Source organism: Mycobacterium sp., from assembly GCF_044342925.1.
In the GTDB taxonomy this organism is placed as follows: domain Bacteria; phylum Actinomycetota; class Actinomycetes; order Mycobacteriales; family Mycobacteriaceae; genus Mycobacterium.
Map to the genome: position 1 here is coordinate 17339 of NZ_JBIIOV010000004.1, position 26986 is coordinate 44324.

A 26986-nucleotide genomic window follows, 5' to 3' on the forward strand; every position below is an offset into this window, starting at 1 on the left:
GGCTTAAGTGTTGGGCCGTCTGCCGTGGTTAGCCTTGCTGTGCTTGCGCGCCTTCTTCTTACGGCCACGTTTGGCCATGGTTGTACCTCCGGATGCTGTGGCAGGGGAATGACTTGAATTATCTCATGGCGCCCTGACCCGTCCCAGACCCGGTGCTGTGGTTCGATAGGGGCATGGCCGAGGATGTGCGCGCTGAGATCGTAGCCAGTGTGCTGGAGGTCGTGGTCAGCAAGGGCGACCGGATCGGCCCTGGCGACACTCTGGTGCTCCTGGAATCGATGAAGATGGAGATTCCGGTGCTTGCTGAGGTCGCGGGCACCATCACCGAGGTCAATGTGGCCGTCGGTGACGTCATCCAGGCCGGCCATCTCATCGCCGTCATCGACGACTAGCTCGTGTTAACCCGTGTCCACACTCGGTGATCTGCTCGCCGAGCACACCGTTCTGCCCGGCGGAGCCGTCGACCACCTGCACGCGGTGGTGGGCGAGTGGCAATTACTGGCCGACATGTCCTTCGGTGATTTCCTGATGTGGGTGCGCCGCGACGACGGCTCCCTCGTGTGCGTGGCGCAGTGCCGGCCCAACACCGCCCCCACCCAACTGATCGCCGACGCCGTCGGCACCGTCATGGCCGACGGAGGTCTGCTCGGTGCCGTGCCGGTCGGCTATCGCGGCGAGGTGGTGGCCTTGCTCACCCACCAGACCGCAGAGGACGGACGGCGCACCTCCTCGCGACTGGAGGAGGCCTACCTCGACTGTGCCGCAACGCTTTTGGACATGGTCTCGGAGGGCACCTTTCCCGACGCAGGCGATCTGGCCACATCCCGATCCAGTCCCCGGGTCGGGGACGGTTTCGTCCGTCTCGACGTCGACGGGGTGGTGAGTTATGCCAGCCCGAACGCCCTGTCGGCGTATCACCGGATGGGGCTGACCGCTGAGTTGGAGGGCCACAATCTGATCGCCATCACCCGCCCGCTGATCTCTGATCCGTTCGAGGCCCACGAGCTGGCTACCCACGTCGGCGCCTCACTGGCCGGCGGCTGCGGGATGCGGCTGGAGGTCGACGCGGGCGGAGCGACCGTGCTGATGCGCACTTTGCCGCTGGCGGCGGCCGGCGAATCCGCCGGTGCGGCTGTCCTGATCCGCGATGTCACCGAGGTCAAGCGCCGTGATCGGGCACTGCTGTCCAAAGACGCCACCATCCGCGAGATTCACCATCGGGTGAAGAACAACCTGCAGACGGTGGCGGCGCTGTTGCGGCTTCAGGCCCGCCGGACCACCAACGAGGAGGGGCGGCACGCCCTGCTGGAGTCGGTGCGGCGGGTCGCGGCTATTGCGCAGGTCCACGAGGCGCTGTCGATGTCAGTCGACGAGGAGGTCAACCTCGACGAGGTCATCGACCGGATTCTTCCGGTGATGAACGACGTGGCCAGGGTGGACAGCCCCATTCGGATCAACCGGGAGGGCACCCTGGGTGTGCTGGACGCTGACCGGGCGACCGCGCTGGTCATGGTGATCACCGAACTCGTTCAGAACGCCATTCAGCATGGCTTTTCGCGTGAACCCGCCGATAAGCAGGGCCGGGTTCTCATTCGGGCCGACCGCTCCGCCCGGTCGCTGGACATCGTCATCCATGACGACGGGCGCGGCATCCCGGACGGCTTCAGTCTGGACGATTCCGACCGATTGGGGCTGCAGATCGTGCGCACCCTGGTTGGAGCCGAACTCGACGGTTCGCTGGAGATGCGCCGGGCGCCGGGTGGGGGCACCGATGTGGTCCTGCGGGTGCCGATCGGGCGGCGGGCCGCACGTGCGTCCGCGCCGTAGCTTGTGCATCGCGACAACGACAAAACTTGAGGGCCCCGGCGTTTCGCCGGGGCCCTCAAGTTGGAGTCGTTGATTCAGACGCCGGTGCGCGCCCGAGTCCGTGCGTTGCGGCGCTTGAGAGCGCGACGCTCGTCCTCGCTCATGCCGCCCCACACGCCCGCATCCTGGCCCGAATCCAAGGCCCAGGTCAGGCACTCGGTAGTCACCGGGCAGCGGTTGCACACGAGCTTCGCGTCAGCGATCTGGGCCAAGGCGGGGCCGCTGTTCCCAACCGGGAAAAACAGCTCCGGATCCTCGTCCCTACAGACCGCATTGTGGCGCCAATCCATTGTCGCTACTCCTCACTAAACTGCGTGCGCACCAAGACAGGGGATGTTCCCCGGGGATCGTGGCATTTAACCAGTGCACACACAAATGTTGTTGTGCTGTTACACAGATCGTTTCACAGCCGTAGCGGTTGTCAATAGAAGTCGATACAACCGTGGGCTATCTCACTCCCGGGGCGGTTTAGAACCGCCCGGACGTGTGTACTACGCTAAGTCTACTCTTGTCCTAAAACCGCTAGTCGCGATCTGAACGCGCAGTTCAGGGGCTTACGCCCCGGTTGGGGCAACCACCATCAGAGCGTCCGGAACTGACCTGAAAGTCATATCCGTCCGCGGCCCGAGAGAGTCTCCGTCGGCCTGGCAGGCGATCGGCTCGCTGGCGGTGATCCGGACCCACGGCAGGTTGTCCTCGCGAATGAGGTTCTTGCCTTTGATCTCGGCTTTCTTCGACCACATCCGACGGACCACCAGCAGGTTGGCGACGACATTCATCGACGTAACGGCGAAAACGCCGAGTCCGCCCTCGAAAGTAGTCCCCGGATTGGTGAAGATCGGCCGGGTGTTGGCGTAGGTCCAGGGGCTGGCGTTGGAGACGAACGCGAAGTGCACCCCCGCAACCGGGTCGCGGTCGGGTAGATGCAGGGTGAGCAGGGGTTCGGCGCGGGCGTTGATCAGCATCTCCCGAGTGGCGATGCGGATATAGCGCGCCGCGGTGACCTTGCGGCCTTTGGCGCGCTGGGCCTCGACGGCGGCCACCACGTCGCCGTCCACGCCCATCCCGGCGGTGAACACCGCCCAGCGTTCCTCGCAGTCCATCAGCCCGATGCGCCGCCACGCGCTGCCGCGGCGGTGGCCGTCGAGCAGGTCGACCAGTTGATTGGTGGCCTCGATGGGGTCCGGGCTGATGCCCAGCGCGCGGGCGAACACGTTGGCCGAACCGCCGGGCACCACCGCCACCGCCGGGAGTGTGTCGGCGGCGGGCCGGTCCGGTCCGGGTGGGCCGAGCAGCCCGTTGACCACTTCGTTCACCGTGCCGTCGCCGCCATGCACGATGATCACGTCGATGCCGTCCCGATGCGCCGCCTCGGCGATCTCCACGGCGTGCCCGCGGTGATCGGTGTGCGCCACGTTCAGTTCCACCCGGCTTTCCAGCGCGTGGGCCAGCAGGTCGCGGCCGGCCGGCGTGGTCGACGTGGCGTTGGGGTTGACGATCAGCACGGCGCGCACGAGTAATGAGCCTAACGGGATGGAACTACACTCGAACGCGCTGTAGAGAACCGGCGTAAAGGGGCGTAGGAGTACATCGTGATCAGCATTCGGGACATCGTGGCCACAGCGGCCGTGCTTGCGGTGTGCGCCCAGCCCGCGATCGCAGGTGCCGACGTGGCCGCGCCGGCGCTGGTCCTCAGTGTCGAGGACGTGCGGGCCATCGCCGGCAACGCCGACCTGAGCCCCGGGCCGTCGTCCGGCCAGCCGGTCGGCCAGCACCAGTACGACGCCCAATACCCCGGCGAATGCCACGCCGTCTTCAATCAGGACGACGCCTTCGCCAGCGGCTTCACCCAGTTCCACACCGTCACCTACACCGGGCCGGCCAATCGATCGGTGACCCAGGCCGTCGCCGTCTACCCGGGCTCCACCGACGCCCGTTCGGCGCTGACCCGCCTGGGTAAGCAACTCACGGCCTGCTCGCAATTGCCGTCGTCGAACATGACGATCACCACCCAGGTGCTCGATTCGAAGACGTTCGCGGTGTGCCAGGCCCAGTGCTCGACCATCTACCGGGCGGTCGGACCGGTGCTGATCGGGGTCGACGCCTCCCGATTCGGCGACTCCGACCGGATCGCCACCGCAGTCCTGGCCCAGATCACCGGTCGGGCGGGCGCGGCGTGACATCGGCGTCTCCGGCGACTGTGCGCCGCGCCGCAGCCCTGGTGGGCCTGCAGGGTGCGCTCGCCGCGGTCGGTGCGGTCGTGTTCGTCATCCGTGGGATCGGCGGGGCGGACTCCCCAGTTGTCAGCGGCTTCGCCAACGCGGTGTGGTTCGTCGTGTTCGGGGCGGCGTTGCTGACCTCCGCCTGGGCGCTGTGGACCGGCCGGCGGTGGGGGCGGGGCATCGCGGTGTTCGCCCAGATGCTGCTGCTGCCGGTGTGCTGGTACCTCGGGGTGGGCTCGCACCGCTGGGTTTACGCGCTGCCGGCGGCTCTGGTCTGCGTGACCATCCTGGTGCTGTTGTTGTTCGCCAAGGCCACGGTGCAGTGGCTGACTTACGACGAGGACGACCCCGCCAGTGCGCAGAGGTCCGGCCCCGACACCCGGTAGGTGATCCACTCCGATTGCTGGCGGCCGCCGACGGCGTCGTAGAGCGAGATCGCGTCGGCGTTCCAGTCCAGCACCGCCCAGCTCAGCCGGCTGTAGCCGCGGTTGACGCATTCCCGGGCCAGCCGGGCCAGCAGTGCGCGGGCCAACCCGCGCCGGCGGAACGGCTCACGCACGAAAAGGTCCTCCAGGTGGATGCCGGCCACCCCGTCCCAGGTGGAGAAGTTGCGGAACCACAGCGCCATCGCGGCCGCGGCGCCGTCGACCTCCGCGATGTAGCAGCAGGCAACGGCATCGTCGCCGAAAAGCGCCGCGGTGAGCTGGGATTCGGTGACAGTGCACTGTTCGGGTGCGTTCTCGAAGAGCGCCAGTTCGTGGATCATTGCCACGATGGCGGTCTCGTCGCCGGACCGGGCGCTGCGGATCGTCGACGCTGTCGGCGTCATGCGGAAAACCCCAATGCGGAGAGGATGGTGCGGAACTTGACGGTGGTTTCGGCGAGTTCCTCGTCGGGGTCGGACTCCGCGACGATACCGCCGCCGGCCTGGGCCAGCGCGGTGCGGCGATCCGCCGACAGTTGCGCTCCGCGGATGGCCACCATCCAGCGGCCGTCGCCGCGGGCGTCGCACCAGCCCACCGCGCCCGCGTAGAAGCCGCGCTCGGCCTCCACGGCGGTGATCAGGTCGATCGCGGCGGCGGTAGGGACCCCGCCAACGGCCGGGGTGGGATGCAGCGCCAACGCGAGATCGACTGCGGTGGTGGACTGTTCGCGTAGCGTGCCGCGGATCGGCGTGCTCAGATGCCACAGGGCGGCGGTGCGGCTGAGCTGGGGTTCGGCCGCGACGTCCAATCTGATGCACAGCGGCTCGAGGGCTGCGCGCATGGTGTCGACGACGAGCCGATGTTCGTGGCGATTCTTGGCTGAGGCGGCCAGGGCGGCGCCGGTGGCGGCGTCGGCCTGTGGATCGGAGCGCCGCGGCGCTGACCCGGCGAAGGGCTGACAGGTCACCTCCGCGCCGCGGCGGGCGACAAGCAGTTCCGGGCTAGAGCCCGCCAGCGCGGCGCCGGCGTAGGCCGAGCCGGCGGGGGAGAGGTTGGCCAGGTAGGCGGTGGCCTGGGGGTCGGCGTCGGCCAGCCGGTGCAGCAGCATCAGCGGGTCGATCGGCCGGTCGGCGGTCAGTTGCAGCGCGCGTGCCAGGACCACCTTCTGCAAGGGGTTCCGCGGATCGCGCAGCTGCTGCAGGACTCTTCGGACCCGGTCCCTGTGCTCCTGCGGGTCCGGCATCGTCGCGGTGATCCGCACCGCGGGCAGTCCGCCCGTCGGCGCGGCCGGCAGGCTGCGGCCGACCCGCAGTGGGCACAGCAGGGCCGCGGGCCGCCTGATGTCGAACGGCAGGGCGCCCACCACAACGTCGGCCGAACCGTCGCGCAGCGCCTCCGCCGCCGCGGCGATATCGTCATAAGCCTGTCGAATTCCGGCTGCCACAAGCGTTCCCGCGGGGCCGGTGAGCACAAAGGGAGTCGGGTCCGTCGTCGGGTCCGTCACTGGCTGGTCAGGCCCAGCGCTGAGAGCTGACGCAGCCCGTACTCGAAGCCGCATACCGACACCGCCGCTGTGCCGAACCCGTAGCGGGCGCCCTCGCTCAGCGGCTGCTCGACCCACCGGGTGATCACCGACCGGGAGAAGTGGCCGTGGCTGATGAACACCACGTCGCGGTCGGGCATGTGGTCCAGCGCCAAGGCCATTGCCTGGTCGGCACGCATGCTGACCTGATCCACGCTCTCCCCGCCCGGGCAGCCGTAGGTCCACAGCAGCCAGCCGGGCGTCTCCGTGCGGATCTGGTGGGTGGTCAGCCCCTCGTAGTCGCCGTAGTCCCACTCGACGAGCAGTGGCGACACCTCGTCGATCGTCAGGCCCGCCAATTCGGCGGTCACCACCGCGCGCCGCCGCGGGCTGCTGATCACCAAGGGGTTGTCCAGGTCGAGCCGCTGCAGCGTCAGCGCGGCGAGTCGGGCCTGATCACGACCCGTTTCGGTGAGGTCGAGGTCGGTATGGCTGGTGTGTTTGCGGTCCCGGGACCACTCCGTTTCACCGTGCCGGAGCAGGACCAGCCGATGGTTGCCGACACTCACGTCAATCGATTCTGCCTGAACCTGTCAGGATGGACTACGTGAAAGTACTGGCAGTGGCCAACCAAAAGGGTGGGGTGGCGAAGACGACCACGGTTGCCTCGCTGGGGGCGGCGTTCGTCGCCGAGGGCAAGAGGGTGCTCCTCATCGACCTCGACCCGCAGGGGTGTTTGACCTTCTCGCTGGGCACCGACCCGGACAAGCTGCCGGTGTCGGTGCATGAGGTGCTGCTCGGCGACGTCGAGCCCAGCGCGGCGCTGGTGAGCACGCCCGAGGGAATGATGTTGCTGCCGGCCAACATCGACCTGGCCGGCGCCGAGGCGATGCTGCTGATGCGCGCCGGGCGGGAGTACGCCCTCAAGCGGGCGCTGGACAAGCTGGACGCCTCGCCGGAATATCGCTTCGACGTGGTGATCATCGACTGCCCGCCGTCGTTGGGTGTGCTCACCCTCAATGGGCTCACCGCCGCCGACGAGGTCGTCGTGCCGTTGCAGTGCGAGACACTGGCCCACCGCGGTGTGGGGCAGTTCCTGCGCACCGTCTCCGACGTGCAGCAGATCACCAATCCGAAGCTGACGCTGCTGGGCGCGCTGCCCACGCTGTTCGATGCGCGCACCACGCACAGCCGCGACGTGCTGTTCGACGTCGCCGACCGCTACGACCTGCCCGTGCTGTACCCGCCGATCCCGCGGACCGTGCGTTTCGCCGAGGCCAGCGCCTCGGGATCCTCGGTGCTGTCGGGCAGGAAGAACAAGGGTTCGTCGGCCTACAAGGAGCTGGCCAAGAACCTGCTCAAGCACTGGAAATCCGGTAAAGAACTGCCGACCTTCACCCCGGACAGCTAGCGTCGGCGCCGCTTGATCAGCACGCCGTAGGCAACCACGTTCAGCAGCATCAGCACGCCGGCCACCAGCCACTGCGCTTCGCGGGTCAGCCCGGCCGGGTAGATGATCCGGCCGAGGTAATGCTCGATGAAGCCGCCGCTGTAGCCGGCTTCTCCGGCTGCCCGGCGCAGCGAGTTCTCCAGCGGGGTCAGCGGGCAGATCCGGCCGGACGCCTCGATCCAGACCGCCCACGCCACAGCCGGCAGATGCAGCAACGCCAGCCGCGGCCATCGCCACACCGCGATGGCGCCCAACGCCGCCCACACGATGAAAAGTCCATGGATCACCAGCACCGCGTCGGCGAGAACGGCTGGGCTCATCAGCTGACCCGTCCGACCGGAATGAGGTATAGCGGGATCTCCCGGTCCGTCAGGGTCAGTGCAGTGGCAACTCCCGCGTCATCGAAGGCTCCGATCGTCACAGCCCCGAGCCCCATCGCAGCCGCGGCCAGCAGCAGGTTCTGCGCCGCGTGGCCGGCTTCCATCCACATGTAGCGGATACCGCGCTCCTGGTACTTGCCGGTGATGCGGGCAGGCACTCCTGTGATGATGACGATCGCATAGGCCTGCGAGGCGGATGTCCCTGAAATCGCCTGCGTCACAGCGATCTTCGCCTTCGCATCCGCACGAACCTCGACAGCGGCCGTGCGGGGAACGTAGCGCAGGACTTCCTGGGGGGTGACGACATAGGTCTCGAGGGGATACAGCGCGCCGGCCGAGGGAACGGTGCGTGCGCCCGACGGCGCGGACACGCCCTGAGCCGACCACAGCAGCGCCGCCAACTCGCGGTCGGTGAGCGGTTCGCCGGAAAGGTCGCGTACCGACCCGCGCCGCCCCATCGCGTCGAGCAACCCGAAATCACCCAACTCGTCGGCGGGACCCAGGAATCGCACGCTGTCGTGGCCCCAGGCCGGGATGTCGCCGGCCGGCGAGGGCTGTTCGGCGACCGGCGGGGGCTCCGTCCGTGTCGCGCAACCGCCTCCGGCCAGCAGAATCACGGCGCAGGCAACAGCAGTCGCGCGCCGAATGGCCCTCATGGGTCCATTAGGCCACCGCCGCGGCTGCCGCGCCATCGCGCGACTCCTTGCCGAGGGTGCGTGCCGCACGGACGATGGAGGGAGCAGCCGGGTTGAGGGAGGGCTCATGCCGACACGACGCCGCCGGTCCGATGGCTGGATCGCGACGGGGCTTGCGATCGGGGCCTGCGCCGGGCTCGCCGGTCTGATCGCCATACGAACGGCCGAGGACCAAAGGGCTTCGCCGGCCGAGCAAAAGCGGGCTGAACTGGACTCCTACGCCGCGCAACTGACCGAGGAGTCGGCCCGCCTGCAGGCCTACCGACGGGAATTACGCCGGGTCGCAGCCGAGCTGGCCAGCGGCCGGGATGTCGACCGTGACCTGGTGACGCGCATCGCGGAGGAGACCCGGCCGCCCGGGTCGACCGACGCCCCGAACCAGCTCGATCGCGACACGTCGACGTACAGCAGTTAGCGATGCAGCGGGCGCAGCGCCGGGGCCGTGCGATGGGCAGTGATCTCCACGTGATCGTCTGGGCGCGCGGCGATGCGGCCGAGCGGCTTGCCGATCTCGCCGTATTGCGGGTGGAACTCCTCGAGTCGTGCTGGTCGCGCTTCCGTCCGGACAGCGAACTGAGCCGACTCAACGCCAGCGCCGGCCGAGGGGAGATCGTGGTGAGCGACGATCTGCACCGGCTGGTTGCGTCATGCGCGCAAGCCTGCGTGTGGAGCGGCGGAGACGTCGACGCCACCGTGCTGGGGGCGATGCTGAGCCTGGGCTACGACCAGGATTTCGCGGCCGTCGCGATGTCGTTGCCCGTCGTCGCCGCACCGGTTCCGGCGCCCGGCATGAACGAGGTGCTGATCGGTGATCGCACGGTGTCACTGCCCGAGGGGGTGGGCCTTGATCCCGGTGGGATCGGCAAGGGGCTCGCCGGTGACCTCGTGACGCAGGAGCTCTACGCAGCCGGCGCCGGTGCGGTGCTGGTCGGTATCGGCGGCGACGTCGTCACCCGGGGTGTCCCGCCCAACGCCCGGTCATGGCGGGTGTCGATGCGCGACGACCGGCTCGATGCGGCAACCGAAATCCGGATGCTCGAACTGACACCCCGACGCTGCGCGGTGGCGACCTCGTCCACCCTGCGCCGGCGCTGGGCGGGACGCCACCATGTCGTGCATCCGCGAACCGGCTTGCCGAGCCGATCCGATACCGCGCAGGCGACCGTGCTGGCCGACTGCGGATGGCGGGCGGAGGCGGCCGCCACCGTCGGGCTGATCCGCGGCTCGGCAAGTACCGACTGGCTCGCCGCCCGGGGCTGCACACCGTATCTGCTCGGGGGTCGCTGTGGGTGAGGCGCTGACCGGAGTGTCCTGGACGTGGGTGCTCATTCGCGCCACCGGTATCACCGCGTGGTGCATCCTGACAGCCGTCGTCGCCTGGGGACTGTTCGCGGCGGCACGGCGGGCGGGCGGCGCCCCTGCCCCGCGGGCCGCCGCGCTGCACCGGCGCCTGGTCTCGCTGGCGCTGGGGCTGCTGCTGGCGCATATGTCACTGCTGCTCATCGACACCTACGAGCCCTTCACCGTGGTTCAGATCCTGGTGCCGTTCGCGGCGTCGTGGCGCACACTCGCCGTGGCACTCGGCACTACCGCCTTCTGGCTGACCGTCCCGGCATGGCTGCTGGCGAGGCTGCGCGGTCGCCGCAGCCGCCGCTGGTTTCGTCGCGCGCACCTGTGCGCCTACGCCGCGTGGCCACTGGCGACCTCTCATTACGTCTTGGCCGGCACCGACGCGCTGACCCCATGGTCGCTGGCGATTCTCATCGGCGGAACCGCCGCGGTGGTGACCACGCTGCTCCTCCGACCGGCCGGCCGGCGCACGGGCGCCTGGATGGCGACGGTTGACACCGGACCGGCGGGTTCAGCCTGACTCGGTACCCAGCTGCGTTCCCGATGGTCCCTATCGCCGGTGCCGAAGCTTTGGCACAGTGAAGTTATGAGCCGGGGGTCAAATCTCATCCCGGCCAATCCTCGGGGGAGTTGAGTACGTGGCTGCGATTGCGTCGACCGCCTCGAAAGTCACCGCGAATTCGCACCACACCCTGGCCGCGCATGAGGTCGTGCTTCTGCTGGAAACCGACCCGCACCGCGGCTTGGACTCGGCGCAGGCAGCAGAACGCCTCGATCGGTTCGGGCCCAACGCGTTGCCCGCCGCCCGCGGCGCCGGACTGTTGGTAAGGATTCTGCGGCAGTTCCACCATCCGCTCATTTACGTGCTGCTGGTTGCAGGTGCGGTGACCGCCGCCCTGGGCGAGTTCATCGACTCGGCCGTGATCTTCGGTGTCGTGGTCATCAATGCCTTGGTGGGGTTCATTCAGGAATCCAAAGCCGAGGCGGCGTTGCAGAGCCTGCGCGCCATGGTGCACACCGACGCCACGGTGATCCGCGACGGCCGCGAACGCCGGGTCTCCTCCGAGGAGTTGGTCCCCGGCGACCTGGTAGTGATTGAGGCGGGCGACAAGGTGCCCGCCGATGTCCGGTTGCTGCGGCAGACCGAGTTGCACGTCGACGAGTCGGCCCTGACCGGGGAATCGCTGTCGGTCGCCAAGGACGAAGTGGTTCTGCCAGAGGGGACACCGGTCGCCGACCGGCTCAACATGGCCTACTCGGGCACCCTGGTCACCGCGGGAAACGGTGCCGGAGTCGTCGTGGCGACCGGTGCGGAGACCGAGATCGGTCAGATCCACCGACTGGTCGGTGCGGCCCAGATGCTCGCGACACCGCTCACCGCGAAGCTGGCCAAGTTCAGCAAGATCCTGACCGTCGCAATCCTGGCACTGGCCGCAGCCACCTTCGCGGCCGGCCTGCTGCGCCGACAGGATGCGGCGGACACCTTCATCGCCGCCGTAGCCCTGGCGGTCGGTGCCATCCCGGAAGGGCTGCCCGCCGCGGTGACCATCACGCTGGCGATCGGGGTGTCCCGGATGGCCAAGCGGCGCGCCGTCATTCGCCGGCTGCCGGCCGTGGAGACCCTGGGCAGCACGACGGTCATCTGCGCCGACAAGACCGGCACCCTCACCGAGAATCAGATGACGGTCCGCGAGATCTGGACGCCGGGCTCATGCGTCGGTGTGACTGGCAACGGCTATTCCCCCGAAGGGGTGCTGCACAGTGCCGATGCCGAGGTGGTGTCGATCAGCGGCGATGCCGCGCTGCGCTGGACGCTTGTGGCGGGTGCCGGATGCAACGACGCCGCCTTGACCCACCATGACGGGGAGTGGACGATCGTCGGCGACCCCACCGAGGCGGCCATGCTCGTGGTGGCCGCCAAAGCCGGTCTGGCAGCCGACGAGGTGCGTGCCGACTATCCCCGCGTCGCGACGATCCCGTTCAGTTCCGAACGCCAGTACATGGCGACTCTGCATGCCCAGCGCGCTGGCCGCTTTGTGCTCTTGGTGAAGGGCTCGGTGGAGCGGATGCTCGAACTGTGCGACAGCCAGATGGGTGACGACGGCACGCAGCAACCCCTGGACCGCGGGACCGTTGTGGCCGAGGTCGATCGGCTGGCGGGGGCGGGATTGCGGGTGCTGGCGATGGGGGTCTGCACCGATATCGACCCGTCGATAGACCCCGCCCGTTTCGACGAGCGGTCGCTGCCGGGGCACGTCACGCTGACCGGTCTGCAGGCGATGCTCGATCCACCCCGCGATGCGGCCAGAAATGCTGTGGCAGCGTGTCATTCCGCGGGCATCGCGGTGAAGATGATCACCGGTGATCATGCCGCGACGGCGCGTGCCATCGCCGGCAGCGTCGGTGTCTTCGATCCGGAGTCGCCGCAGGGCGCGGTTCTCACCGGTGCGGAACTGGCCACGCTGACCGCCGACGAAATGCCCGACGCGGTCGACCGGGCGTGCGTTTTCGCCCGGGTCTCACCGGAGCAGAAGCTCCGGCTAGTGGAGGCACTTCAGGGCCGGGGCCACGTGGTGGCGATGACCGGGGACGGTGTCAACGACGCTCCGGCGTTGCGGCAGGCCAGCATTGGCATCGCCATGGGGCGATCCGGCACAGAGGTCGCCAAGGATGCCGCCGATATGGTGCTCACCGACGACGACTTCGCCACCATCGAAGCCGCCGTCGAGGAGGGCCGGGGGGTCTTCGACAACCTCACCAAGTTCATCACCTGGACACTGCCGACCAACCTGGGCGAAGGCCTGGTGATTCTGGTGGCGATCGCGATGGGGGCAGCTCTGCCGATCCTGCCCACCCAAATCCTGTGGATCAACATGACCACCGCGATCGCACTGGGCCTGATGCTGGCCTTCGAGCCCAAGGAGGTCGGCATCATGACCCGGCCGCCACGGGATCCGGGGCAAGCCCTGCTGACCCGGACGCTGGTGTTGCGCATCCTGCTGGTCTCTTCCCTCATGGTGGTCGCGGCGTGGTACCTGTTCGAATGGGAATTGGCCAACGGCGCCACGCTACCCGAGGCGCGCACCGCGGCGGTCAACGTCTTCGTCGTCGTGGAGGCGTTCTATCTATTCAGTTGCCGTTCGCTGACCCGATCTGTGTGGCGGATAGGGTTTTTCAGCAATCGCTGGCTCATCGCGGGTGTGACCGTCCAGGTGATAGCTCAGCTTGCGTTCACCTATCTGCCCGCGATGAACACGCTGTTCGGATCAGCGCCGATCAGCGCGGTCACGTGGCTGCGGATTTTCGCTATCGCAGCGGGGATCAGCGTGCTGGTGGGAGTAGACAAATGGCTGCGGGCCCGCGGCACCGGGCTGGCAACGAAGCGGCGCGCGCCGTGGCCACTCGAGCCGTCGTCCTAATCCTTCCGGCTCGGGCCTGGCACCACCATGACGGGCCGGTGGCTGTTGTGCAGCGTGCTCATCGCCACGCTGCCCAGAATGATCTCCCGCGCGGCCGAACGCCCGCGTGAGCCCACCACGACGACCGCGGCGCCATGATCGGCGGCGGCCGCCACCATCGAGGCGGCGACTCCGCGATTACGCCGCCCGCCGGCGGGGCGGACGTGGGTGTGGGTGACGCTGCTGTCCGCCGGCGCCGGCACATCGTCGCCATCGCCGATCGAGACCGCCACGATGTCTCGCTGCCCGAAGATCCGGCGGCTAGCGGCCAGGGCGGCGTCGGCGCCGACTGATCCGTCCCAGCCCACCAGCACCGGCCCCGCGGAAAGACATTCGAACTCCGCCGACAACAACGGATGCGGCACCACCAGGACCGGACGCGAGGAGTGGTGCACCACCATGTCCGACACACTGCCCAGGACGGCGTCGGTGCCGCCGAGGCCGCGGGCACCCATGATCACCACGTCGGCATCGACCTTCTCAGCGGCCTGGACGATCGCCGTTCCTTCGCCGCCGTAGGCCTTTTCCAGCAACGGTTCGGCCTCCCAGCCGGCGGCCCGGGCGAGGTTCACTCCCATCGCCATGATCCGCTGCGCTTCGAACTTGCCTTCCCGATCCACCGCGTCGATCAGTTCGTTGACATTGCCAATCTGCTCCCGCAACCGGCGGCGGACCCGGTCGCTGGTGAAAGGCGGGACCCATAGGTAGTTGATCCAGCCGTGAACGTCCGGCAGCAACAGCGCTGCCGCCTCGACGGCCGCGGCGGCGGCTACCGAACCGTCAAACCCCACGAGTGCACGCGTTCCCATGACTGACCCCCTGCCCATCCGATTTTCTGAGTCCACCGTACGGGCCGTTTGCGGTTAGCTCCGGTAACGGCCGGCGGACAGGGATTTCTAGGCCCCGAAGCCGACTATCGTGGCACCCCGTTGCTCGATCACCGTCGTTCCGCTGATCGCGGGCAGTATCGTGCCCGAACCGCCCGGACGGGTCACCGGGATCGTCCGCTCGTGCTTGCCGTCGGCGGTGGTGAAGACGGCCAGGCCGTCGGCGACGGGGACCAGCAGTTGCCCGGCCATCATGGTCGCCGGCCCCAACGGGGCCAGTGGGCCGGTCGCATCGAGGGTGTATCGGTAGCGCAACTTGTTGTCGAACACCATCACCGCGCTGCCGGTCCACCAGGTGATCTGATCGCCCGCCCGGGTGACGGCGGGCAACGCGCCGGCGAACGTCGCCGGAGCGGGCAGCGGTGTGCCCGAGACCTTGGAGCCAGTGTCGTCGTAGACGACGACCTCGGGGCGCGGGGTCGGCACGTACACCGCGACGGTGGTGCCCGCGACGGCCAGTACGCGCGCCTCGGCGTCCACCGGCACGCCCGGCAGGCCCACCTTCTTCTGATCCGGCTCGTCTTCCTCCTTGGCCGGCTTGAGCAGCGTCAGGCGCAGGTCCTTCTCGTCCCGGCAGGCTTCCAGCACCCCGACGGCGGCGTCGCTGGCGGCCGCCGACATCAGGGCGCAGCCGGCGCCGAGCTTGGTGTTGACGGGCTTGACCGGCGCGTCGATCTCGCCGTAGGACAGCATCCGCACCAGGTCGGTGCGCCACAATTCCAGCCGGGTGGCACCGGCGGACAGCACCGCGCCGCCGTCGGAACTCAGCACCACCACGTCGTCGGCGTAGCTGGTGCGAGTTGGGCCGCGATGGCCGGTGGCGGCCTTGATGCCGCTGACCTGGCCGCAGCCGCGCGCGTCGGGGTAGACGGCGACGGCCAGGTCGTACACGTAGATGACCCCGCACAGCTCGGTGTCACGCGCGTAGGTCCAGCGCTGCTCACCGGTCTGCGGATCCAGGCCGGCCATGGTGCGCCCCTCGCCGGTGATCACCGCCCCGCCCACCAGAACGGGGCTGAGGGTGTGGCCGCTGGCCGCCGTCCAGCGCTGCTGGAGTGCCGGGGGCACCGTGGACGCCGCGGTGGTGCTGGGCGCCGGTCCGGCGGCCGGGCGGCTGATGGTGGCCCGTTCGGGACTGCGCCACCAGAACGCCGCCATGACCATCAGCACGACGGCGACGATCGCCGCCGCGGCGAGCAGGTCGGCTCTGGTGCGGCGTTCCGGTCGGATCATCCGTTGGTCGGAGCGGCTCCGGCCTCGGCGGCCTTACGCGGGCCGCGGCGACGACGCCGGCGGGGTCCGCTGGAGCTGCCCTCGCCGGACGGGGCCTCGGTGGATTCGGTTGGTGCGGCGCCATTTTCGACATGCCCGGTGCCACCCTGGCCGCCACCGCCACCGCCACCGCGGGTGCGGCGCCGCGACCGGGTGCGGGCGGGCCGGTCAGTTTTAGTGTCGGTCGAGCTGACCCGGCTCGTGCCCTTGGCCTCCCGGGGCTCCGGCCGTTTGCTCGGGGTGCCGACGGTGCCGCCAGCCCCGGCCGGGATGCCCAGTTCCTCGTAGAAGTGCGGGGAGTTGGAGTAGGTCTCCTGCGGATCGGCGCAGTCGAGCTTGAGCGCGGTGTTGATCATCGCCCAGCGTTCCAGCTCGTCCCAGTCGACCAGCGTGATCGCGATGCCGGTCTTGCCGGCCCGGCCGGTACGCCCGATGCGGTGCACGTAGGCCTGCTCGTCCTCGGGGATCTGGTAGTTGATGACATGCGTGATGTCGTCGATATCAATGCCTCGTGCCGCGACATCCGTCGCCACCAGCACGTCGATGTCACCGGTGCGAAACGACTTCAGCGCCTTCTCCCGGGCCACCTGGCCCAGGTCGCCGTGCACCGCGCCGACCTTGAAACCGCGCTCGGCGAGTTCGTCGGCCACCTTCTGGGCGGTCCGCTTGGTGCGGGTGAAGACCATCGTCGCGCCGCGGCCCTCAGCCTGCAGGATGCGGGCGACCATCTCGACCTTGTCCAGCGCGTGGGCGCGGTAGGCGAACTGCTCGGTGGTGTCGTGGGTGGCCGACCCCTGCACGCCTTCGGCGCGGATGTGGGTCGGCTGGTTCATGAACGTGCGGGCCAGTGTGATGATCGGGCCCGGCATGGTCGCCGAGAACAGCATCGACTGCCGATCGTCGGGGATGCGGCTCAGGATGCGTTCGATGTCGGGCAGGAAGCCTAGGTCCAGCATCTCGTCGGCCTCGTCGAGCACCAGAACCGACAGCCCGCCGATCTGCAGGTGGCCTTGCTGGGCAAGGTCCAGCAGCCGGCCCGGGGTGCCGACGACCACGTCGGCGCCCTTCTGCAGCGACTCGATCTGCGGCTCGTAGGGGCGCCCGCCGTAGATCGACACCACACTCAGCGGCCGTTCGCCCGCTTCGCCGGCCTTGAGGTACTTCGCGGCGTGCTTGAGGTCCTCGTAGACCTGGATGCACAGCTCGCGGGTGGGCACCACGATCAGGGCGCGGGGGGCTCCGGTCAGCGGGCGGGTGGTGTCGCCGGTGATGCGGTGCAGCAGTGGCACACCGAAGGCGAAGGTCTTGCCCATGCCGGTGCGGGCCTGGCCGATGAGGTCGTCGCCGGCCAACGCCAGCGGCAGGGTCAGTTCCTGGATGGCGAAGGCGTTCTCGATGCCCTGTTCAGCGAGTGCGCGGACGATCTCGTCGCGGACGCCCAACTGGGCGAAGCTGATTGGGGTATGGGTGTGCAAATGGGTCATTAAACGTTCTTCCGTTGTCGTTTCCTCGTACTTGCTTCACGCGCGCACGAGATGACGATTTCGAAAAATGCGGGCCTCGCGCCGAGGAGGCGGGCCCACTGCGTGCACGCACATTACCGAGGTTCATCATACCTGCTCGGACTACAGTTGACGGCATGGAAGCGACCCCGGGAACGGCGCAGGTGACGGGGCAAGGCAGATCCACTTCGGTCGTCCCGGTGGACCATCCCGGCATCAATGAACTGTTCGCGTTGCTCGCCTACGGCGAGGTCGCGGCGTTCTATCGGCTCACTGAGGAAGCCCGGATGTCGCCGGATCTGCGCGGCCGGATCAACATGGCGCGGATGGCCGCCGCCGAGATGGGCCACTACGAACTGCTCCGGTCGACGCTGGAACACCGTGGCGTCGACGTGCTGCCCGCCATGGTCCGCTACGCCCCGGCGCTCGAGCAGTACCACCGGCTGACCACCCCGAGCACCTGGTTGGAGGCTCTGGTCAAGACCTACGTCGGCGACGCCATGGCGGCCGACCTGTACCTGGCCATCGCCGGGTCGCTGCCGGTCGAAGTCGCCGACGTGGTGCGCTCGGTTCTGGCCGAGACCGTGCACTCACAGTTCGTGGTCGCCGAGGTGGTCACCGCGGTCAATGGCAGCGGCCGTCAGCGCAGCCGGTTGGCGCTGTGGGCGCGTCGGCTGCTCGGCGAGGCCGTCACCCAGGCGCAGTTCGTGCTGGCCGAGCGCGACGAGTTGGTGGACCTGGTGATGGCCGGCGGCGGCCTGGCTCAGGTGACCGATCTGTTCGACCGGCTGCAGCGCACGCACAGCGAGCGGATGCACCAGTTGGGTTTGTCCTGACCGGACCGCGGGTGTCCATTCGCGAAAAGACCCGTCGCTGTCTCGCGCGTCTGCGTTAGGGCGATCAGCGGTTGCAGGCCGTCGACGTTCCGTAGTCGGTCTGCAACACCGCGGCCGCGCCGCCGGCGTCGGTGATCCAGCAGTTGAGCTGGCTGCCCCGGCTGGTGGCGTAGACGTAGTTGACCGGCAGGGTGGGGATGATCGCCATGCTCCAGGGCAGCGTCACGTTCTCCAGCGTGCGCAGTGCGCCGGTCTCGTCGGCGTAGACCACGGTTACCGGGTCGTCGGGCCGCTGGTTGCCGTCGACGGTGTAGACGATCTGGCGCAGATCCACCGGCGGCTGCGCGGCAGGGGCTGGGCCGGGTTCCACCCGTACCGGCACCTCCGGCTGGGCATGCGGTTGCACCGTGACGGTGACGGCCTGCACCGCCGGGTGCGGGGTTTCCGGCCCGGCGGTGGCGACGACGGTCCGGATCGCCGTGCCGGTCAGCGCGCCGGGGGCCGGGTCGCCGGCCGTGATGACGCACATGACCGCGGCGGCGGTCGCCGCGACGCCGAGCGCGGTTATCGCCACCCGGGGCCAGTGTGTGCGTCGATCCTCGATCACCACGCCAGGCTAAGGACGGCCCGGTCCGCGCCCCGACACGGCGCACGCAGCGTGGCCATGCTGTTACCGCAGCTTGACCACGTTGTTTGCGTTCCCGGGCGGCACGCCGCACCAGCGTGGTCCGACGTCCACTAGCCTGCTGGGAGACAAGCTTGAGGAAAGGGGCCGGCGTGGAGGTCAAGATCGGTGTCTCGGACAGCCCGCGGGAGCTGATCTTCAACAGCGCGGATATGCCCGAGGTGGTCGAGCACCAGATCAAGGAGGCTCTCGCCCAGGGGGACGCGGGAGTGCTGAGCCTGATCGACGACAAGGGCCGCCGATTCCTGGTGCAGACCGCGAAGATCGCCTACGTCGAGATCGGTGCCGCGGACGTGCGGCGGGTCGGCTTCGGCGTCGCCTCGCCGTCTTAATTTCCAGCCGCGCAGTTTCTAGCCGCGCGCCAGCGGCACGTGGGACAGTCCGCCCCAGGCGAAGTGCACCGTGCCCTCGACGGCGTCTTCCTTGGAGATCGGCCGGTCCGCGCTGATCCAGTACCGCGCGCAGTCCACGCTGATACCCACCAGGCCGACGGCGATCATCCGCGCGCGGTGCGGATCCAGCCCGGAGTCCTGGCTGATCAGATCGAACACCGCGTCGGTGCTGGCCTCGATGGCGGATTTCACCTGGGCGGCCACCTGCGGCTCGGTGACGTTGTCGTTCTCGAAGATCAGCCGGTAGCCCTGGCTGTCGTGCTCGATGAAGTCGAAGAAGGCCTGCACGGCGGCGCGCAGCCGCTGCCGGTTGTCGGTGGTCGTCCGCAGCGCTTGGCGCACCCCGGCCATCAGGATGTCGCCGTGCTGCTGCAGCACCGCCAGGTACAGGTCGAGCTTGCTGGAGAAGTGCTGGTAGAGCACCGGTTTGCTGACCCCGGCCCGGTCGGCGATCTCGTCCATGCCGGCGGCGTGATAGCCGCGGTCGACGAAGACTTCGCTGGCGATGGCGAGCAATTGATCTCGACGCTCACCCCGGGGCAGCCGTCCGCCGCGGGCGTGCTTACGCGCAGCCGCGTCGGTCAGGTTGCTCATCGTTCCCCTAGGAGTATCGATCACTGACACTACTATCCGCCCCGCTAGGGCCTCGTCTATCCGCCCCGCTAGGGCCTCGTCGTCGTGCGTCGAGGCCTCGACACGGGCGCGCCCGGGAGTCCTCACATCGCGGGTTATGCCATCCTGGGTCTGTGACAAACGAGTCGGGGCCGCGTGGTGGTGGCGGCGTGCCGGTGTTGCACAGCGAATGGAATCAGCCGCTGCGCGCGTTGCGCGATCCGATGGCCGACTCGATGGCCGACCCGATGGCCGACCCGATGGCCGACCCGATGGCAGAAGGCACCGGCCAGCCCCGCGACAGTCGTGACGAGCGCGCGCGCAAACAGAGTTGGCTGGGGCGGTTCCTTTCCACGTACGGCTGGCGGGCCTACGCCCTGCCGCTGCTGGTGGTGCTCACCGGTGTGGTGCTCTACCAGACCATGACCGGCACGGTGGTCCCCGTCGCCGACGAGCCGGTGAAGAGTCCGCCGACCATCGGCTCGTCGGGTACCAGCATCATCGGCGCCCCGCCGCGCGGGCTGACCGAGTTCGACGCCAGCCTGCCGACCGGCATCCTGCCGGCGGGCGGGCCGTTCACCGAGTCGGGCGCCAAGACCTGGCATATGGTCCCCGGCACCTCGCCGAAGGTGGGCGAGGGCACCGCCAAGACGTTCACCTACACCGTCGAGGTGGAGGACGGCGTCGACACGTCGTCCTTCGGCGGCGACGAGGGCTTCGCCCGGATGGTGACCGAGACGCTGGCCAACCCGAAGAGCTGGGCGCACAACCCGCAGTTCGCTTTTCAGCGCACCGACGACCCCGCTGCCACGCCCGATTTCCGGGTGTCGTTGACCTCCCCGACGACCGTGCGCGAGGGCTGCGGCTACGAGATTAAACTCGAAACCTCGTGCTACAACCCGATCTACGGTGCCGACGCCGAGCCGCGGGTGTTCATCAACCTGGCTCGCTGGGTGCGCGGGGCGGTGCCGTTCCAGGGCGACATCGGCTCCTACCGGCAGTACCTGATCAACCATGAGGTGGGCCACGCCATCGGCTACACCAGCCACGAGCCATGCGACCGCAACGGTGCTCTGGCGCCGATCATGATGCAGCAGACCTTCTCCACCTCCGACAACGACGCCTCCCGCTTCGACCCGGGTTCGGTGAAACCGGACGGGAAGACCTGCCGGTTCAACTCCTGGCCGTATCCGATCGCGTAGGTCGGGTTCTCCCCGCCGAGTGTGCGGATTTGTCCGCCCGCCCGGCGTGTCCCGCACGACACCGCACAATGGAAACCGTGCCCCTGCCGCCACTGGTCGAGCCTGCCGCTGAACTGAGCCGCGCGGAAGTCGCTCGCTACAGCCGGCATCTGCTGCTACCCGACTTCGGCCCGCAAGGGCAGAAACGCCTCAAGAACGCCCGCGTCCTCGTCATCGGCGCCGGGGGACTGGGCTCGCCCGCCCTGCTCTACCTGGCGGCCGCGGGTGTGGGCACCCTGGGCGTCGTCGACTTCGACGTGGTCGAGGAATCCAACCTGCAGCGCCAGATCATCCACGGCCAGTCCGACATCGGTCGGCTCAAAGCCGACAGCGCCCGCGACGCGATCGCCGAGGTCAACCCGTTGGTCTCCGTGCGGGTGCATCCGTACCGGCTGGAGCCGGACAACGCCGTCGAGCTGTTCGCCGACTACGACCTCGTCATCGACGGCGCAGACAACTTCGCCACCCGGTACCTGGTCAACGACGCTGCGGTGCTGGCCGGCAAACCGTACGTGTGGGGCTCGATCTACCGGTTCAACGGCCAGGTGTCGGTGTTCTGGGAGGACGCCCCGGACGGTCGGGGCCTGAATTATCGGGACCTCTACCCTGACCCGCCGCCACCCGGGCTGGTGCCGTCGTGCGCGGAGGGCGGTGTGCTGGGCGTGCTGTGCGCCTCGATTGCCTCGGTGATGGGCACCGAGGCGGTCAAGCTGATCACCGGCATCGGCGAATCGCTGCTGGGCCGGCTGCTGATCTACGACGCCCTGGCGATGTCGCACCGCACCATCGCGATCCGCAAGGACCCGCAGGCCCCGCCGATCACCGCGCTGGCCGACTACGACGTGCTCTGCGGGACCGCCGCCGATGACGCCGCCGATGCCGGGGCCGGGCTCAGCGCGAGCGAACTCAAGGACCTGCTGGACTCCGGGGCCCCGGTGGCTCTGATCGACGTTCGGGAGCCGGGCGAGTGGGAGATCAACCGCATCGACGGCGCCCGGCTGATCCCCAAGTCGGTGCTGGAGTCCGCCGGCGGCCCGGCGCTGCTGCCTGCGGGCAGTATTCCGGTGCTGTACTGCAAGAGCGGGGCGCGTTCGGCGCAGGCCGTGGCCGCGCTCACAGCGGCCGGAGTCACCGGCACACGGCACCTGCGGGGCGGTATCACGGCATGGGCCCAGCAATTCGATCCCGACATGGCCACGTACTGACGGTCTGCCGGTGACGGCACGCTTTACCCTGACCTTGTGATCGACGAGTCGCCGCCGGACCATGTGCTGGTCGCGTTCGGTCTCAAGGGCGCGCAGCCGGTCCCACTGGAGTCCGGTTGGGACGGCGGCTGGCGCTGCGGGGAGATCGTGCTGTCGCTGATCGCCGACCATCCCCGCGCGGCCTGGTCGGCCAAGGTGCGCGAGACCATGTTCGTCGACGGTCTGCGGCTGGCCCGGCCGGTGCGCTCGACCGACGGCCGCTACGTGGTCGCGGGCTGGCGGGCCGACACCCACGTCGCCGGCGCCCCCGAGGCACGCCACGACGAGGTGGTGTCGGTGGGGATACGGCTGCACCAGGTGACCGCGACGCTGGAGCGTCCCCGCTTTCTCGCCCAGGCGCCGGTGCCGCCGTGGAACGAAGTCGACGTGTTCACCGTCGCCGACCGGGCGGCGTGGGAAGACCGGCCGCTGAAGTCGCTTCCGCCCGGCGCGCCGCAGTTGCCCGACGCGCAGGACCGCACCCAGTCGATGGAACTGCTCACCCAGTTGGCGGGGCTGCGCCGGCCCACCACCAGCCCCAATCAGCTGGTGCACGGCGACCTCTACGGGACGGTGCTGTTCGCCGGCAGCGCCGCACCGGGGATCACCGATATCACCCCGTACTGGCGGCCCGCGCCGTGGGCGGCCGGGGTGGCCGTCGTCGACGCGCTCTCCTGGGGCGAGGCCGACGACGAGCTGATCGAGCGGTGGACCGACCTGCCGGAGTGGCCGCAGATGTTGTTGCGGGCGTTGATGTTCCGGCTGGCCGTGCACACGCTGCACCCGCGCTCGACGCCGGAGGCGTTCGCCGGTCTGCTCCGCTCCGCCTCGTTGGTGCGGATGACGGTTTAGCCGGGGAATTGGTACCTGGCCGAGTCCGGCCCGGTCAGCGGAATTCGTCCGTCGTGCGCGAGCACCCCTTCGGCGCGCAGCAGTTCGAACTGGTGTGACGCCAGGTGCTCGGCGGGCCGTCCCGTCGCCCGGATCACCCGATGCCACGGCAGGTCGTGGGAATCCGTCCGCAGGATCCACCCGACGATCCGCGGGCTGGAAAGCTCTGCGGCGCAGGCGATGTCACCGTAGGTCGCCACCCTGCCGACCGGAATCGAGGCGACCAGTGCCCGCACCGACTCCACCTGCTCGTCGGTGATCTTCACCCACGTCAGCCCAGCAGGTCGCGAATGAGCGCCGCGGTCTCCGCAGGCTTGGACAGCGGCACCATGTGCCCGCAGCCGAACTCCGCAAGGGTGAAGTCGGCGCCGAGTTGCGCTGACAGCGCACCGATCAGCTGCTCGGTGACATACGGCGGTTCGCTGAACTCCGCGCGCGCCAGCACCGTTCGGGTTCCCTTGTGCGGCAGAGCGATATCGCGCGCCAGCTCACTCCAGTACGACATCATCGCCGGGATGAACACCCGCCAGCCGTAGCGGCCGTTGGGCAGTGCGATCAGATGCTGCTCCATCTCGGCATCCAGTTCGGCAGGCGCAACGTCGGCCCATACGCCGGTGGCCTTTTCGGTGCGGGCCTCTGCCGGGTCGGCGTAGTCGGGGGAGCCCATCATCGCCTCGGCGATCTCCCGCATCCACTGCCCGTCCAGCGCCACCGCGGGGTCCAATAGCACCAGGCCCGCCACCAGGTCCGGGCACGCCGAGGCCAGGTGCAGCGCCACCGCGCCGCCGAAGGAATGGCCCACCACCACGACGGGTCCGTCGGCCTGCTCTTCCACCAGCGTCGCCAGCGCCGCGACGTTGGCGTCGATGGTCCACGGCGCCGCCGACGACGACCTGCCGTGACCGATCAAATCCGGTGCCAGAACGCCGTATTCGGGCAGGTACGTCGTCGCCAGGGTGCGCCAGCGGGCGCCGTGCCCGGTCAGCCCGTGGATCATCAGCACCCGCGCCGCGCCGGGCGGGCCGTATCGGCTGACTTCAAGCACGGGCCCTATGCTGCCAGGATGGGGGATTTGACGTTCACTAGCCTCGGCGCGGCCAGCACAGTCACCGGCTCGAAGCACCTGCTGGAAAGCAACGGCAGCCGAATCCTGGTGGATTGCGGCCTGTTCCAGGGTGTGAAAAACCTGCGTGAACTCAACTGGGATCCGCTGGCGGTCGAGCCGGCCAGCATCGACGCCGTCGTCATCACCCACGCCCATCTCGACCACACCGGCTACCTGCCCCGGCTCGTCCGCCAGGGGTTCAGCGGGCCGATCGTATCGACCGAGGCCACCGCCGCCGTCGCCGACATCATCCTGCGTGACAGCGCCTACCTGCAGGAGCGCGACGCAGCGTTCCTCAACAAGCACAAGGCCAGCAAGCATCACCCCGCTCAGCCGCTCTACGACACCGAGGACGCCGAAAACGCCCTCGCGTTGTTCACCACCCGGCCGTTCGGCGCGCCCTCGGAACTTCCCGACATCGGGGCTGTCGTGACGTTCCGGCGGGCCGGGCACATCCTCGGGGCGTCGACGGTGGAGCTGAACTGGGACGGCCGCCGCATCGTGTTCACCGGCGATCTGGGCCGCTACGACGACCCGGTGATGCTCGACCCCGATCCGGTCACCGCGGCGGATTACCTGGTGATGGAATCCACCTACGGCGACCGTGTGCACGAGCGCACCGACCCTGCCGAGGCGCTGGGCCGGGTGGTCTCGACGACGGTGCAGCGCGGCGGGACCGTCGTCGTGCCGGCCTTCGCGGTGGGCCGGGCGCAGACCCTGCTCTACTACCTGTGGCAGTTGCGCCGCGCCGGCCGGCTTCCCGACGTCCCGGTCTACCTGGACAGCCCGATGGCGATCAACGCCAGCGATCTGCTGGGCCGGTTCCCCGACGACCACCGCCTGGGGCCCGAGATCTACGAGGGCATGTGCGACATGGCCAAATACACCCGCGACGCCGAGCAGTCCAAGAAGATCTCCGAGAGCCGCGAACCCAAGATCGTCATCTCGGCCAGCGGGATGGCCACCGGCGGCCGCATTCTGCATCACCTCAAGGCCTTTGCCCCGGACCCGCGTAACACCATCGCGGTCACCGGCTATCAGGTGCCGGGCACCCGCGGCGCCTCCATCGCCGCCGGGGAGCGGCAGATCAGGATCTTCGGCGAGTGGGTCCGGATCAACGCCGAGGTCGCCGATCTGAAGATGCTCTCGGCGCACGCCGACGCCGACGAACTGATCCGCTGGGCATCGGGATTCACCGCCCCGCCGCGGAAGGTGTTCGTGGTGCATGGTGAGCCACCGGCGGCGGATGCGTTGCGCCGGCGGTTGGACCGTGAATTGAGCTGGCAGGCAACGGTGCCCAGGCCCAACCAGGTGTTCGATCTCTAGTTCGGCGGTGATCTCTAGTTCGGCGGTGTCGTAGCGCGGATCTGTCGGACCCCCGTGGTGTCATGCGGGGGTGAGCCTTCCCCAGCCCGCCGACCTGCTGCGCCCGGATGCGCGCGGCACCGTCCGGGTGCTGGGCGGCCCGGGCACCGGGAAGAGCGCCCTGCTGGTCGAGGCTGCGGCTGCGCGGATCGCCGGCGGGCTCGACCCCGAGTCGGTGCTGCTGCTGACCGGGTCGGGCCGCTTGACCGCCCAAACCCGCGGCGCACTCACCGCGCGGCTGCTCAACGCCGGGTCGCGCGAGTTGACGGTCGTGCGGGAACCGTTGGTGCGGTCGCTGCACAGCTACGCCTTCGGCGTGCTACGCAAGGCCGCCGAACGCGCCGGTGACCCGCCGCCGCGGTTGGTCACCGGAGCCGAGCAGGATGCCGTCATCCGCGATCTGCTCGCCGGCGACCTGGAGGACGGCGCGGCAGGCTGGCCGCGGGAACTGCGGCCGGCGCTGACCACCGCGGGGTTCGCCACCGAACTGCGTGACCTGCTGGCCCGCTGCGCCGAACGCGGTGTCGACCCGCTGGCCCTGCAGCGGCTCGGCCGGGCGGAGGGCCGGCCGGAGTGGACGGCCGCCGGGCGGTTCGCCCAGCAGTATGAGCAGGTGATGCTGCTGCGGGCCTCTGTTGGCACCGCCGCCCCGCAGGCCAGCGTGCCCGCCCTGGGCGCCGCCGAACTCGTCGGGGCGGCGCTGGAGGCGCTGGCCGCCGACGCCGACCAGCTGGCCGCCGAGCGGCTGCGGGTCCGGTTGCTGCTCGTCGATGACGCCCAGCATCTGGATCCGCTGGCCGCCGAGCTGGTCCGGGTGCTGGCGGCCGGCGCCGATCTGGCGCTGCTGGCCGGAGACCCCAACCAGGCGGTGTACGGGTTCCGCGGCGCCGACCCGCAGCTGCTGGGCTCCGGGGACGGTCCGGTGGTCCGGCTGGGCCGCTCGTATCGCTGCGCGCCCGCGGTCGCCCGCGCGGTCGCCGGGATGGCCGCCGCCCTGCCGGGCACCGCGTGGCGCAGCCTGGACGGCGCCGACGGCGACGAGGGCGCGGTGTCGGTGCTGGTGGCCGACTCCGCGCACGCCGAGTCCGCGGTGATCGCCGACGCGCTGCGCCGCGCCCATCTGCACGGCGGGGTGGCGTGGTCCCAGTTGGCGGTGATCGTCCGGTCGGCCTCGGCGGCCGCGGCACTGTGCCGGGCGCTGACGGTAGCCGGAGTGCCGGTCGACCAGCCGGCCGTCGGCGGGCCCATTGCCGAGCAGCCCGCGGCCCGGGCGCTGCTGACCGTGCTGGCCGCCACCGCCCGCGGCCTGGACGCCGACCGGGCCGAGGCTCTGCTCACCGGCCCGATCGGGCGGGTCGACCCGGTGTCGCTGCGGCAGCTGCGCCGGGCGCTGCGCCGGTTGTCCGGCGACACCGACCGCCCGGCCGGTGAACTGCTGGTCAGCGCGCTCACCGGCCCGGCCCCGCACCTGCCGGCCGCGCTGGCCGGACCGGTCAACCGGGTGCGGGCGGTGCTGGCCGCCGCCGGCCAGGGACATCGCCGGCACCGCGACCCGCGCTTCACGCTGTGGCAGGCATGGGAGCGCA

At 69.4% G+C, this 26986-nt stretch carries 31 protein-coding genes; 16 read left to right on the forward strand and 15 right to left on the reverse strand.

From position 1 onward, the window contains the following. Window positions 1-3 precede the first annotated feature (3 nt). The gene (locus ADBZ6I_RS01160; protein ID WP_396894512.1) at window positions 4-78 is read right to left on the reverse strand and encodes a 50S ribosomal protein bL37; all 75 of its coding nucleotides are present in this window, start codon (window positions 76-78) and stop codon (window positions 4-6) included. A 95-nt stretch (window positions 79-173) separates the two neighbouring features. On the opposite strand from ADBZ6I_RS01160, the gene ADBZ6I_RS01165 reads away from it, so the two are divergent. Beyond that, a complete protein-coding gene (locus ADBZ6I_RS01165) occupies window positions 174-392 on the forward strand; it encodes a biotin/lipoyl-binding carrier protein (protein ID WP_526380027.1) in 219 nt (72 codons plus the stop codon). A gap of 13 nt (window positions 393-405) precedes the next feature. Continuing rightward, on the forward strand, window positions 406-1827 hold the full coding sequence (gene pdtaS / locus ADBZ6I_RS01170; RefSeq protein ID WP_526380029.1) for a two-component system sensor histidine kinase PdtaS: 1422 nt from the start codon (window positions 406-408) through the stop codon (window positions 1825-1827). 74 nt (window positions 1828-1901) lie between these two features. Here the strand turns inward: pdtaS and ADBZ6I_RS01175 are convergent, their stop codons facing one another. After that, window positions 1902-2156 (reverse strand): WhiB family transcriptional regulator, encoded by a 255-nt coding sequence (locus tag ADBZ6I_RS01175; RefSeq protein ID WP_313673857.1) that lies wholly within the window; start codon window positions 2154-2156, stop codon window positions 1902-1904. A gap of 264 nt (window positions 2157-2420) precedes the next feature. After that, a complete protein-coding gene (locus ADBZ6I_RS01180) occupies window positions 2421-3380 on the reverse strand; it encodes a diacylglycerol/lipid kinase family protein (protein ID WP_526380032.1) in 960 nt (319 codons plus the stop codon). 78 nt (window positions 3381-3458) lie between these two features. Here ADBZ6I_RS01180 and ADBZ6I_RS01185 point away from each other — a divergent pair, with 78 nt between their 5' ends. Together ADBZ6I_RS01185 and ADBZ6I_RS01190 are read left to right on the forward strand one after the other, a co-directional pair. Continuing rightward, complete coding sequence (locus ADBZ6I_RS01185; protein ID WP_526380034.1) at window positions 3459-4046, forward strand: sensor domain-containing protein; 588 nt, start codon at window positions 3459-3461, stop codon at window positions 4044-4046. After that, on the forward strand, window positions 4043-4474 hold the full coding sequence (locus tag ADBZ6I_RS01190; RefSeq protein ID WP_526380036.1) for a hypothetical protein: 432 nt from the start codon (window positions 4043-4045) through the stop codon (window positions 4472-4474). The genes ADBZ6I_RS01185 and ADBZ6I_RS01190 overlap by 4 nt, the downstream gene beginning before the upstream one ends. On the opposite strand, the gene ADBZ6I_RS01195 is transcribed toward ADBZ6I_RS01190, so the two are convergent. From ADBZ6I_RS01195 to ADBZ6I_RS01205, 3 genes are read right to left on the reverse strand one after another with little or no spacing between them, the layout of a single operon-like run. Then, window positions 4420-4917 (reverse strand): GNAT family N-acetyltransferase, encoded by a 498-nt coding sequence (locus ADBZ6I_RS01195; protein ID WP_526380038.1) that lies wholly within the window; start codon window positions 4915-4917, stop codon window positions 4420-4422. The two genes, ADBZ6I_RS01190 and ADBZ6I_RS01195, sit on opposite strands and share 55 nt — an antisense overlap. After that, window positions 4914-5957, reverse strand: coding sequence for an isochorismate synthase (locus tag ADBZ6I_RS01200; protein WP_526380040.1), 1044 nt, complete (start codon window positions 5955-5957; stop codon window positions 4914-4916). The genes ADBZ6I_RS01195 and ADBZ6I_RS01200 overlap by 4 nt, the downstream gene beginning before the upstream one ends. A gap of 56 nt (window positions 5958-6013) precedes the next feature. Further along, on the reverse strand, window positions 6014-6604 hold the full coding sequence (locus ADBZ6I_RS01205; RefSeq protein ID WP_526380042.1) for an acid phosphatase: 591 nt from the start codon (window positions 6602-6604) through the stop codon (window positions 6014-6016). 29 nt (window positions 6605-6633) lie between these two features. On the opposite strand from ADBZ6I_RS01205, the gene ADBZ6I_RS01210 reads away from it, so the two are divergent. Continuing rightward, window positions 6634-7446: a ParA family protein gene (locus tag ADBZ6I_RS01210; RefSeq protein ID WP_526380044.1), complete on the forward strand. Its 813-nt coding sequence runs from the start codon at window positions 6634-6636 to the stop codon at window positions 7444-7446. Here ADBZ6I_RS01210 and ADBZ6I_RS01215 read toward each other — a convergent pair. Both ADBZ6I_RS01215 and ADBZ6I_RS01220 read right to left on the reverse strand, forming a co-directional pair. After that, window positions 7443-7805 (reverse strand): DUF2784 family protein, encoded by a 363-nt coding sequence (locus ADBZ6I_RS01215; RefSeq protein ID WP_526380046.1) that lies wholly within the window; start codon window positions 7803-7805, stop codon window positions 7443-7445. The two genes, ADBZ6I_RS01210 and ADBZ6I_RS01215, sit on opposite strands and share 4 nt — an antisense overlap. Continuing rightward, entirely contained in the window at window positions 7805-8521 is a 717-nt protein-coding gene (locus ADBZ6I_RS01220; RefSeq protein WP_526380048.1) for a SagB/ThcOx family dehydrogenase, read from the reverse strand. The genes ADBZ6I_RS01215 and ADBZ6I_RS01220 overlap by 1 nt, the downstream gene beginning before the upstream one ends. Before the next feature lie 106 nt (window positions 8522-8627). On the opposite strand from ADBZ6I_RS01220, the gene ADBZ6I_RS01225 reads away from it, so the two are divergent. From ADBZ6I_RS01225 to ADBZ6I_RS01240, 4 genes are all read left to right on the forward strand, one after another. Next, window positions 8628-8975, forward strand: coding sequence for a hypothetical protein (locus ADBZ6I_RS01225; RefSeq protein WP_526380050.1), 348 nt, complete (start codon window positions 8628-8630; stop codon window positions 8973-8975). Between the two features lie 32 nt (window positions 8976-9007). Then, window positions 9008-9853, forward strand: a complete 846-nt coding sequence (locus ADBZ6I_RS01230) for an FAD:protein FMN transferase (protein WP_526380052.1) — start codon at window positions 9008-9010, stop codon at window positions 9851-9853. Then, window positions 9846-10430, forward strand: a complete 585-nt coding sequence (locus ADBZ6I_RS01235; RefSeq protein ID WP_526380054.1) for a hypothetical protein — start codon at window positions 9846-9848, stop codon at window positions 10428-10430. Before ADBZ6I_RS01230 ends, ADBZ6I_RS01235 begins: the two co-directional genes overlap by 8 nt. Window positions 10431-10548: 118 nt before the next feature. Then, the gene (locus ADBZ6I_RS01240) at window positions 10549-13329 is read left to right on the forward strand and encodes a cation-transporting P-type ATPase (protein WP_526380056.1); all 2781 of its coding nucleotides are present in this window, start codon (window positions 10549-10551) and stop codon (window positions 13327-13329) included. On the opposite strand, the gene ADBZ6I_RS01245 is transcribed toward ADBZ6I_RS01240, so the two are convergent. The 3 genes from ADBZ6I_RS01245 to ADBZ6I_RS01255 all read right to left on the reverse strand — a co-directional run bounded on the left by ADBZ6I_RS01245 (window position 13326) and on the right by ADBZ6I_RS01255 (window position 17011). Further along, the gene (locus tag ADBZ6I_RS01245) at window positions 13326-14177 is read right to left on the reverse strand and encodes a universal stress protein (RefSeq protein ID WP_526380058.1); all 852 of its coding nucleotides are present in this window, start codon (window positions 14175-14177) and stop codon (window positions 13326-13328) included. The two genes, ADBZ6I_RS01240 and ADBZ6I_RS01245, sit on opposite strands and share 4 nt — an antisense overlap. Before the next feature lie 87 nt (window positions 14178-14264). After that, a complete protein-coding gene (locus ADBZ6I_RS01250; protein WP_526380060.1) occupies window positions 14265-15488 on the reverse strand; it encodes an Rv3212 family protein in 1224 nt (407 codons plus the stop codon). Then, complete coding sequence (locus tag ADBZ6I_RS01255; protein WP_526380062.1) at window positions 15485-17011, reverse strand: DEAD/DEAH box helicase; 1527 nt, start codon at window positions 17009-17011, stop codon at window positions 15485-15487. Before ADBZ6I_RS01255 ends, ADBZ6I_RS01250 begins: the two co-directional genes overlap by 4 nt. A gap of 155 nt (window positions 17012-17166) precedes the next feature. Here ADBZ6I_RS01255 and ADBZ6I_RS01260 point away from each other — a divergent pair, with 155 nt between their 5' ends. Further along, window positions 17167-17865, forward strand: a complete 699-nt coding sequence (locus ADBZ6I_RS01260) for a ferritin-like fold-containing protein (RefSeq protein WP_526380064.1) — start codon at window positions 17167-17169, stop codon at window positions 17863-17865. 64 nt (window positions 17866-17929) lie between these two features. Here ADBZ6I_RS01260 and ADBZ6I_RS01265 read toward each other — a convergent pair whose 3' ends face one another. Further along, entirely contained in the window at window positions 17930-18439 is a 510-nt protein-coding gene (locus ADBZ6I_RS01265) for an MmpS family transport accessory protein (protein ID WP_526380066.1), read from the reverse strand. A 203-nt stretch (window positions 18440-18642) separates the two neighbouring features. Between ADBZ6I_RS01265 and ADBZ6I_RS01270 the strand changes: the two genes are divergently transcribed. After that, window positions 18643-18882, forward strand: coding sequence for a DUF3107 family protein (locus ADBZ6I_RS01270; RefSeq protein ID WP_526380068.1), 240 nt, complete (start codon window positions 18643-18645; stop codon window positions 18880-18882). A gap of 18 nt (window positions 18883-18900) precedes the next feature. On the opposite strand, the gene fasR is transcribed toward ADBZ6I_RS01270, so the two are convergent. Beyond that, window positions 18901-19536 carry an HTH-type transcriptional activator FasR gene (gene fasR, locus ADBZ6I_RS01275; protein ID WP_526380070.1) on the reverse strand — a complete coding sequence of 212 codons (636 nt, stop codon included), beginning with the start codon at window positions 19534-19536 and terminating at the stop codon, window positions 18901-18903. Between the two features lie 152 nt (window positions 19537-19688). Between fasR and ADBZ6I_RS01280 the strand changes: the two genes are divergently transcribed. From ADBZ6I_RS01280 to ADBZ6I_RS01290, 3 genes are all read left to right on the forward strand, one after another. Then, window positions 19689-20756, forward strand: a complete 1068-nt coding sequence (locus tag ADBZ6I_RS01280; RefSeq protein ID WP_526380072.1) for a DUF3152 domain-containing protein — start codon at window positions 19689-19691, stop codon at window positions 20754-20756. A gap of 68 nt (window positions 20757-20824) precedes the next feature. Next, window positions 20825-22000, forward strand: coding sequence for an adenylyltransferase/sulfurtransferase MoeZ (gene moeZ, locus ADBZ6I_RS01285; RefSeq protein ID WP_526380074.1), 1176 nt, complete (start codon window positions 20825-20827; stop codon window positions 21998-22000). 36 nt (window positions 22001-22036) lie between these two features. Continuing rightward, window positions 22037-22891, forward strand: a complete 855-nt coding sequence (locus tag ADBZ6I_RS01290; protein ID WP_526380076.1) for a TIGR02569 family protein — start codon at window positions 22037-22039, stop codon at window positions 22889-22891. On the opposite strand, the gene ADBZ6I_RS01295 is transcribed toward ADBZ6I_RS01290, so the two are convergent. Both ADBZ6I_RS01295 and ADBZ6I_RS01300 read right to left on the reverse strand, forming a co-directional pair. Continuing rightward, the gene (locus ADBZ6I_RS01295; protein WP_526380078.1) at window positions 22888-23196 is read right to left on the reverse strand and encodes an MGMT family protein; all 309 of its coding nucleotides are present in this window, start codon (window positions 23194-23196) and stop codon (window positions 22888-22890) included. The two genes, ADBZ6I_RS01290 and ADBZ6I_RS01295, sit on opposite strands and share 4 nt — an antisense overlap. Window positions 23197-23201: 5 nt before the next feature. Then, entirely contained in the window at window positions 23202-23927 is a 726-nt protein-coding gene (locus tag ADBZ6I_RS01300) for an alpha/beta fold hydrolase (protein ID WP_526380089.1), read from the reverse strand. A 66-nt stretch (window positions 23928-23993) separates the two neighbouring features. On the opposite strand from ADBZ6I_RS01300, the gene ADBZ6I_RS01305 reads away from it, so the two are divergent. Together ADBZ6I_RS01305 and ADBZ6I_RS01310 are read left to right on the forward strand one after the other, a co-directional pair. Then, entirely contained in the window at window positions 23994-25361 is a 1368-nt protein-coding gene (locus ADBZ6I_RS01305; RefSeq protein WP_526380080.1) for an MBL fold metallo-hydrolase RNA specificity domain-containing protein, read from the forward strand. A 70-nt stretch (window positions 25362-25431) separates the two neighbouring features. Beyond that, the coding region (locus ADBZ6I_RS01310) for a UvrD-helicase domain-containing protein (protein WP_526380082.1) at window positions 25432-26986 on the forward strand (1555 nt) is incomplete at its 3' end.

Bases quoted from the DNA above. Each gene is read 5' to 3' on its own strand.
- ADBZ6I_RS01165 (WP_526380027.1), top strand. From the start codon at position 174: ATGGCCGAGGATGTGCGCGCTGAGATCGTAGCCAGTGTGCTGGAGGTC.
- ADBZ6I_RS01175 (WP_313673857.1), bottom strand. From the start codon at position 2,156: ATGGATTGGCGCCACAATGCGGTCTGTAGGGACGAGGATCCGGAGCTG.
- ADBZ6I_RS01195 (WP_526380038.1), bottom strand. From the start codon at position 4,917: ATGACGCCGACAGCGTCGACGATCCGCAGCGCCCGGTCCGGCGACGAG.
- ADBZ6I_RS01210 (WP_526380044.1), top strand. From the start codon at position 6,634: ATGGACTACGTGAAAGTACTGGCAGTGGCCAACCAAAAGGGTGGGGTG.
- ADBZ6I_RS01215 (WP_526380046.1), bottom strand. From the start codon at position 7,805: ATGAGCCCAGCCGTTCTCGCCGACGCGGTGCTGGTGATCCATGGACTT.
- ADBZ6I_RS01220 (WP_526380048.1), bottom strand. From the start codon at position 8,521: ATGAGGGCCATTCGGCGCGCGACTGCTGTTGCCTGCGCCGTGATTCTG.
- ADBZ6I_RS01225 (WP_526380050.1), top strand. From the start codon at position 8,628: ATGCCGACACGACGCCGCCGGTCCGATGGCTGGATCGCGACGGGGCTT.
- ADBZ6I_RS01230 (WP_526380052.1), top strand. From the start codon at position 9,008: ATGGGCAGTGATCTCCACGTGATCGTCTGGGCGCGCGGCGATGCGGCC.
- ADBZ6I_RS01245 (WP_526380058.1), bottom strand. From the start codon at position 14,177: ATGGGAACGCGTGCACTCGTGGGGTTTGACGGTTCGGTAGCCGCCGCC.
- ADBZ6I_RS01250 (WP_526380060.1), bottom strand. From the start codon at position 15,488: ATGATCCGACCGGAACGCCGCACCAGAGCCGACCTGCTCGCCGCGGCG.
- ADBZ6I_RS01255 (WP_526380062.1), bottom strand. From the start codon at position 17,011: ATGACCCATTTGCACACCCATACCCCAATCAGCTTCGCCCAGTTGGGC.
- ADBZ6I_RS01260 (WP_526380064.1), top strand. From the start codon at position 17,167: ATGGAAGCGACCCCGGGAACGGCGCAGGTGACGGGGCAAGGCAGATCC.
- fasR (WP_526380070.1), bottom strand. From the start codon at position 19,536: ATGAGCAACCTGACCGACGCGGCTGCGCGTAAGCACGCCCGCGGCGGA.
- moeZ (WP_526380074.1), top strand. From the start codon at position 20,825: ATGGAAACCGTGCCCCTGCCGCCACTGGTCGAGCCTGCCGCTGAACTG.
- ADBZ6I_RS01300 (WP_526380089.1), bottom strand. From the start codon at position 23,927: ATGATCCACGGGCTGACCGGGCACGGCGCCCGCTGGCGCACCCTGGCG.
- ADBZ6I_RS01305 (WP_526380080.1), top strand. From the start codon at position 23,994: ATGGGGGATTTGACGTTCACTAGCCTCGGCGCGGCCAGCACAGTCACC.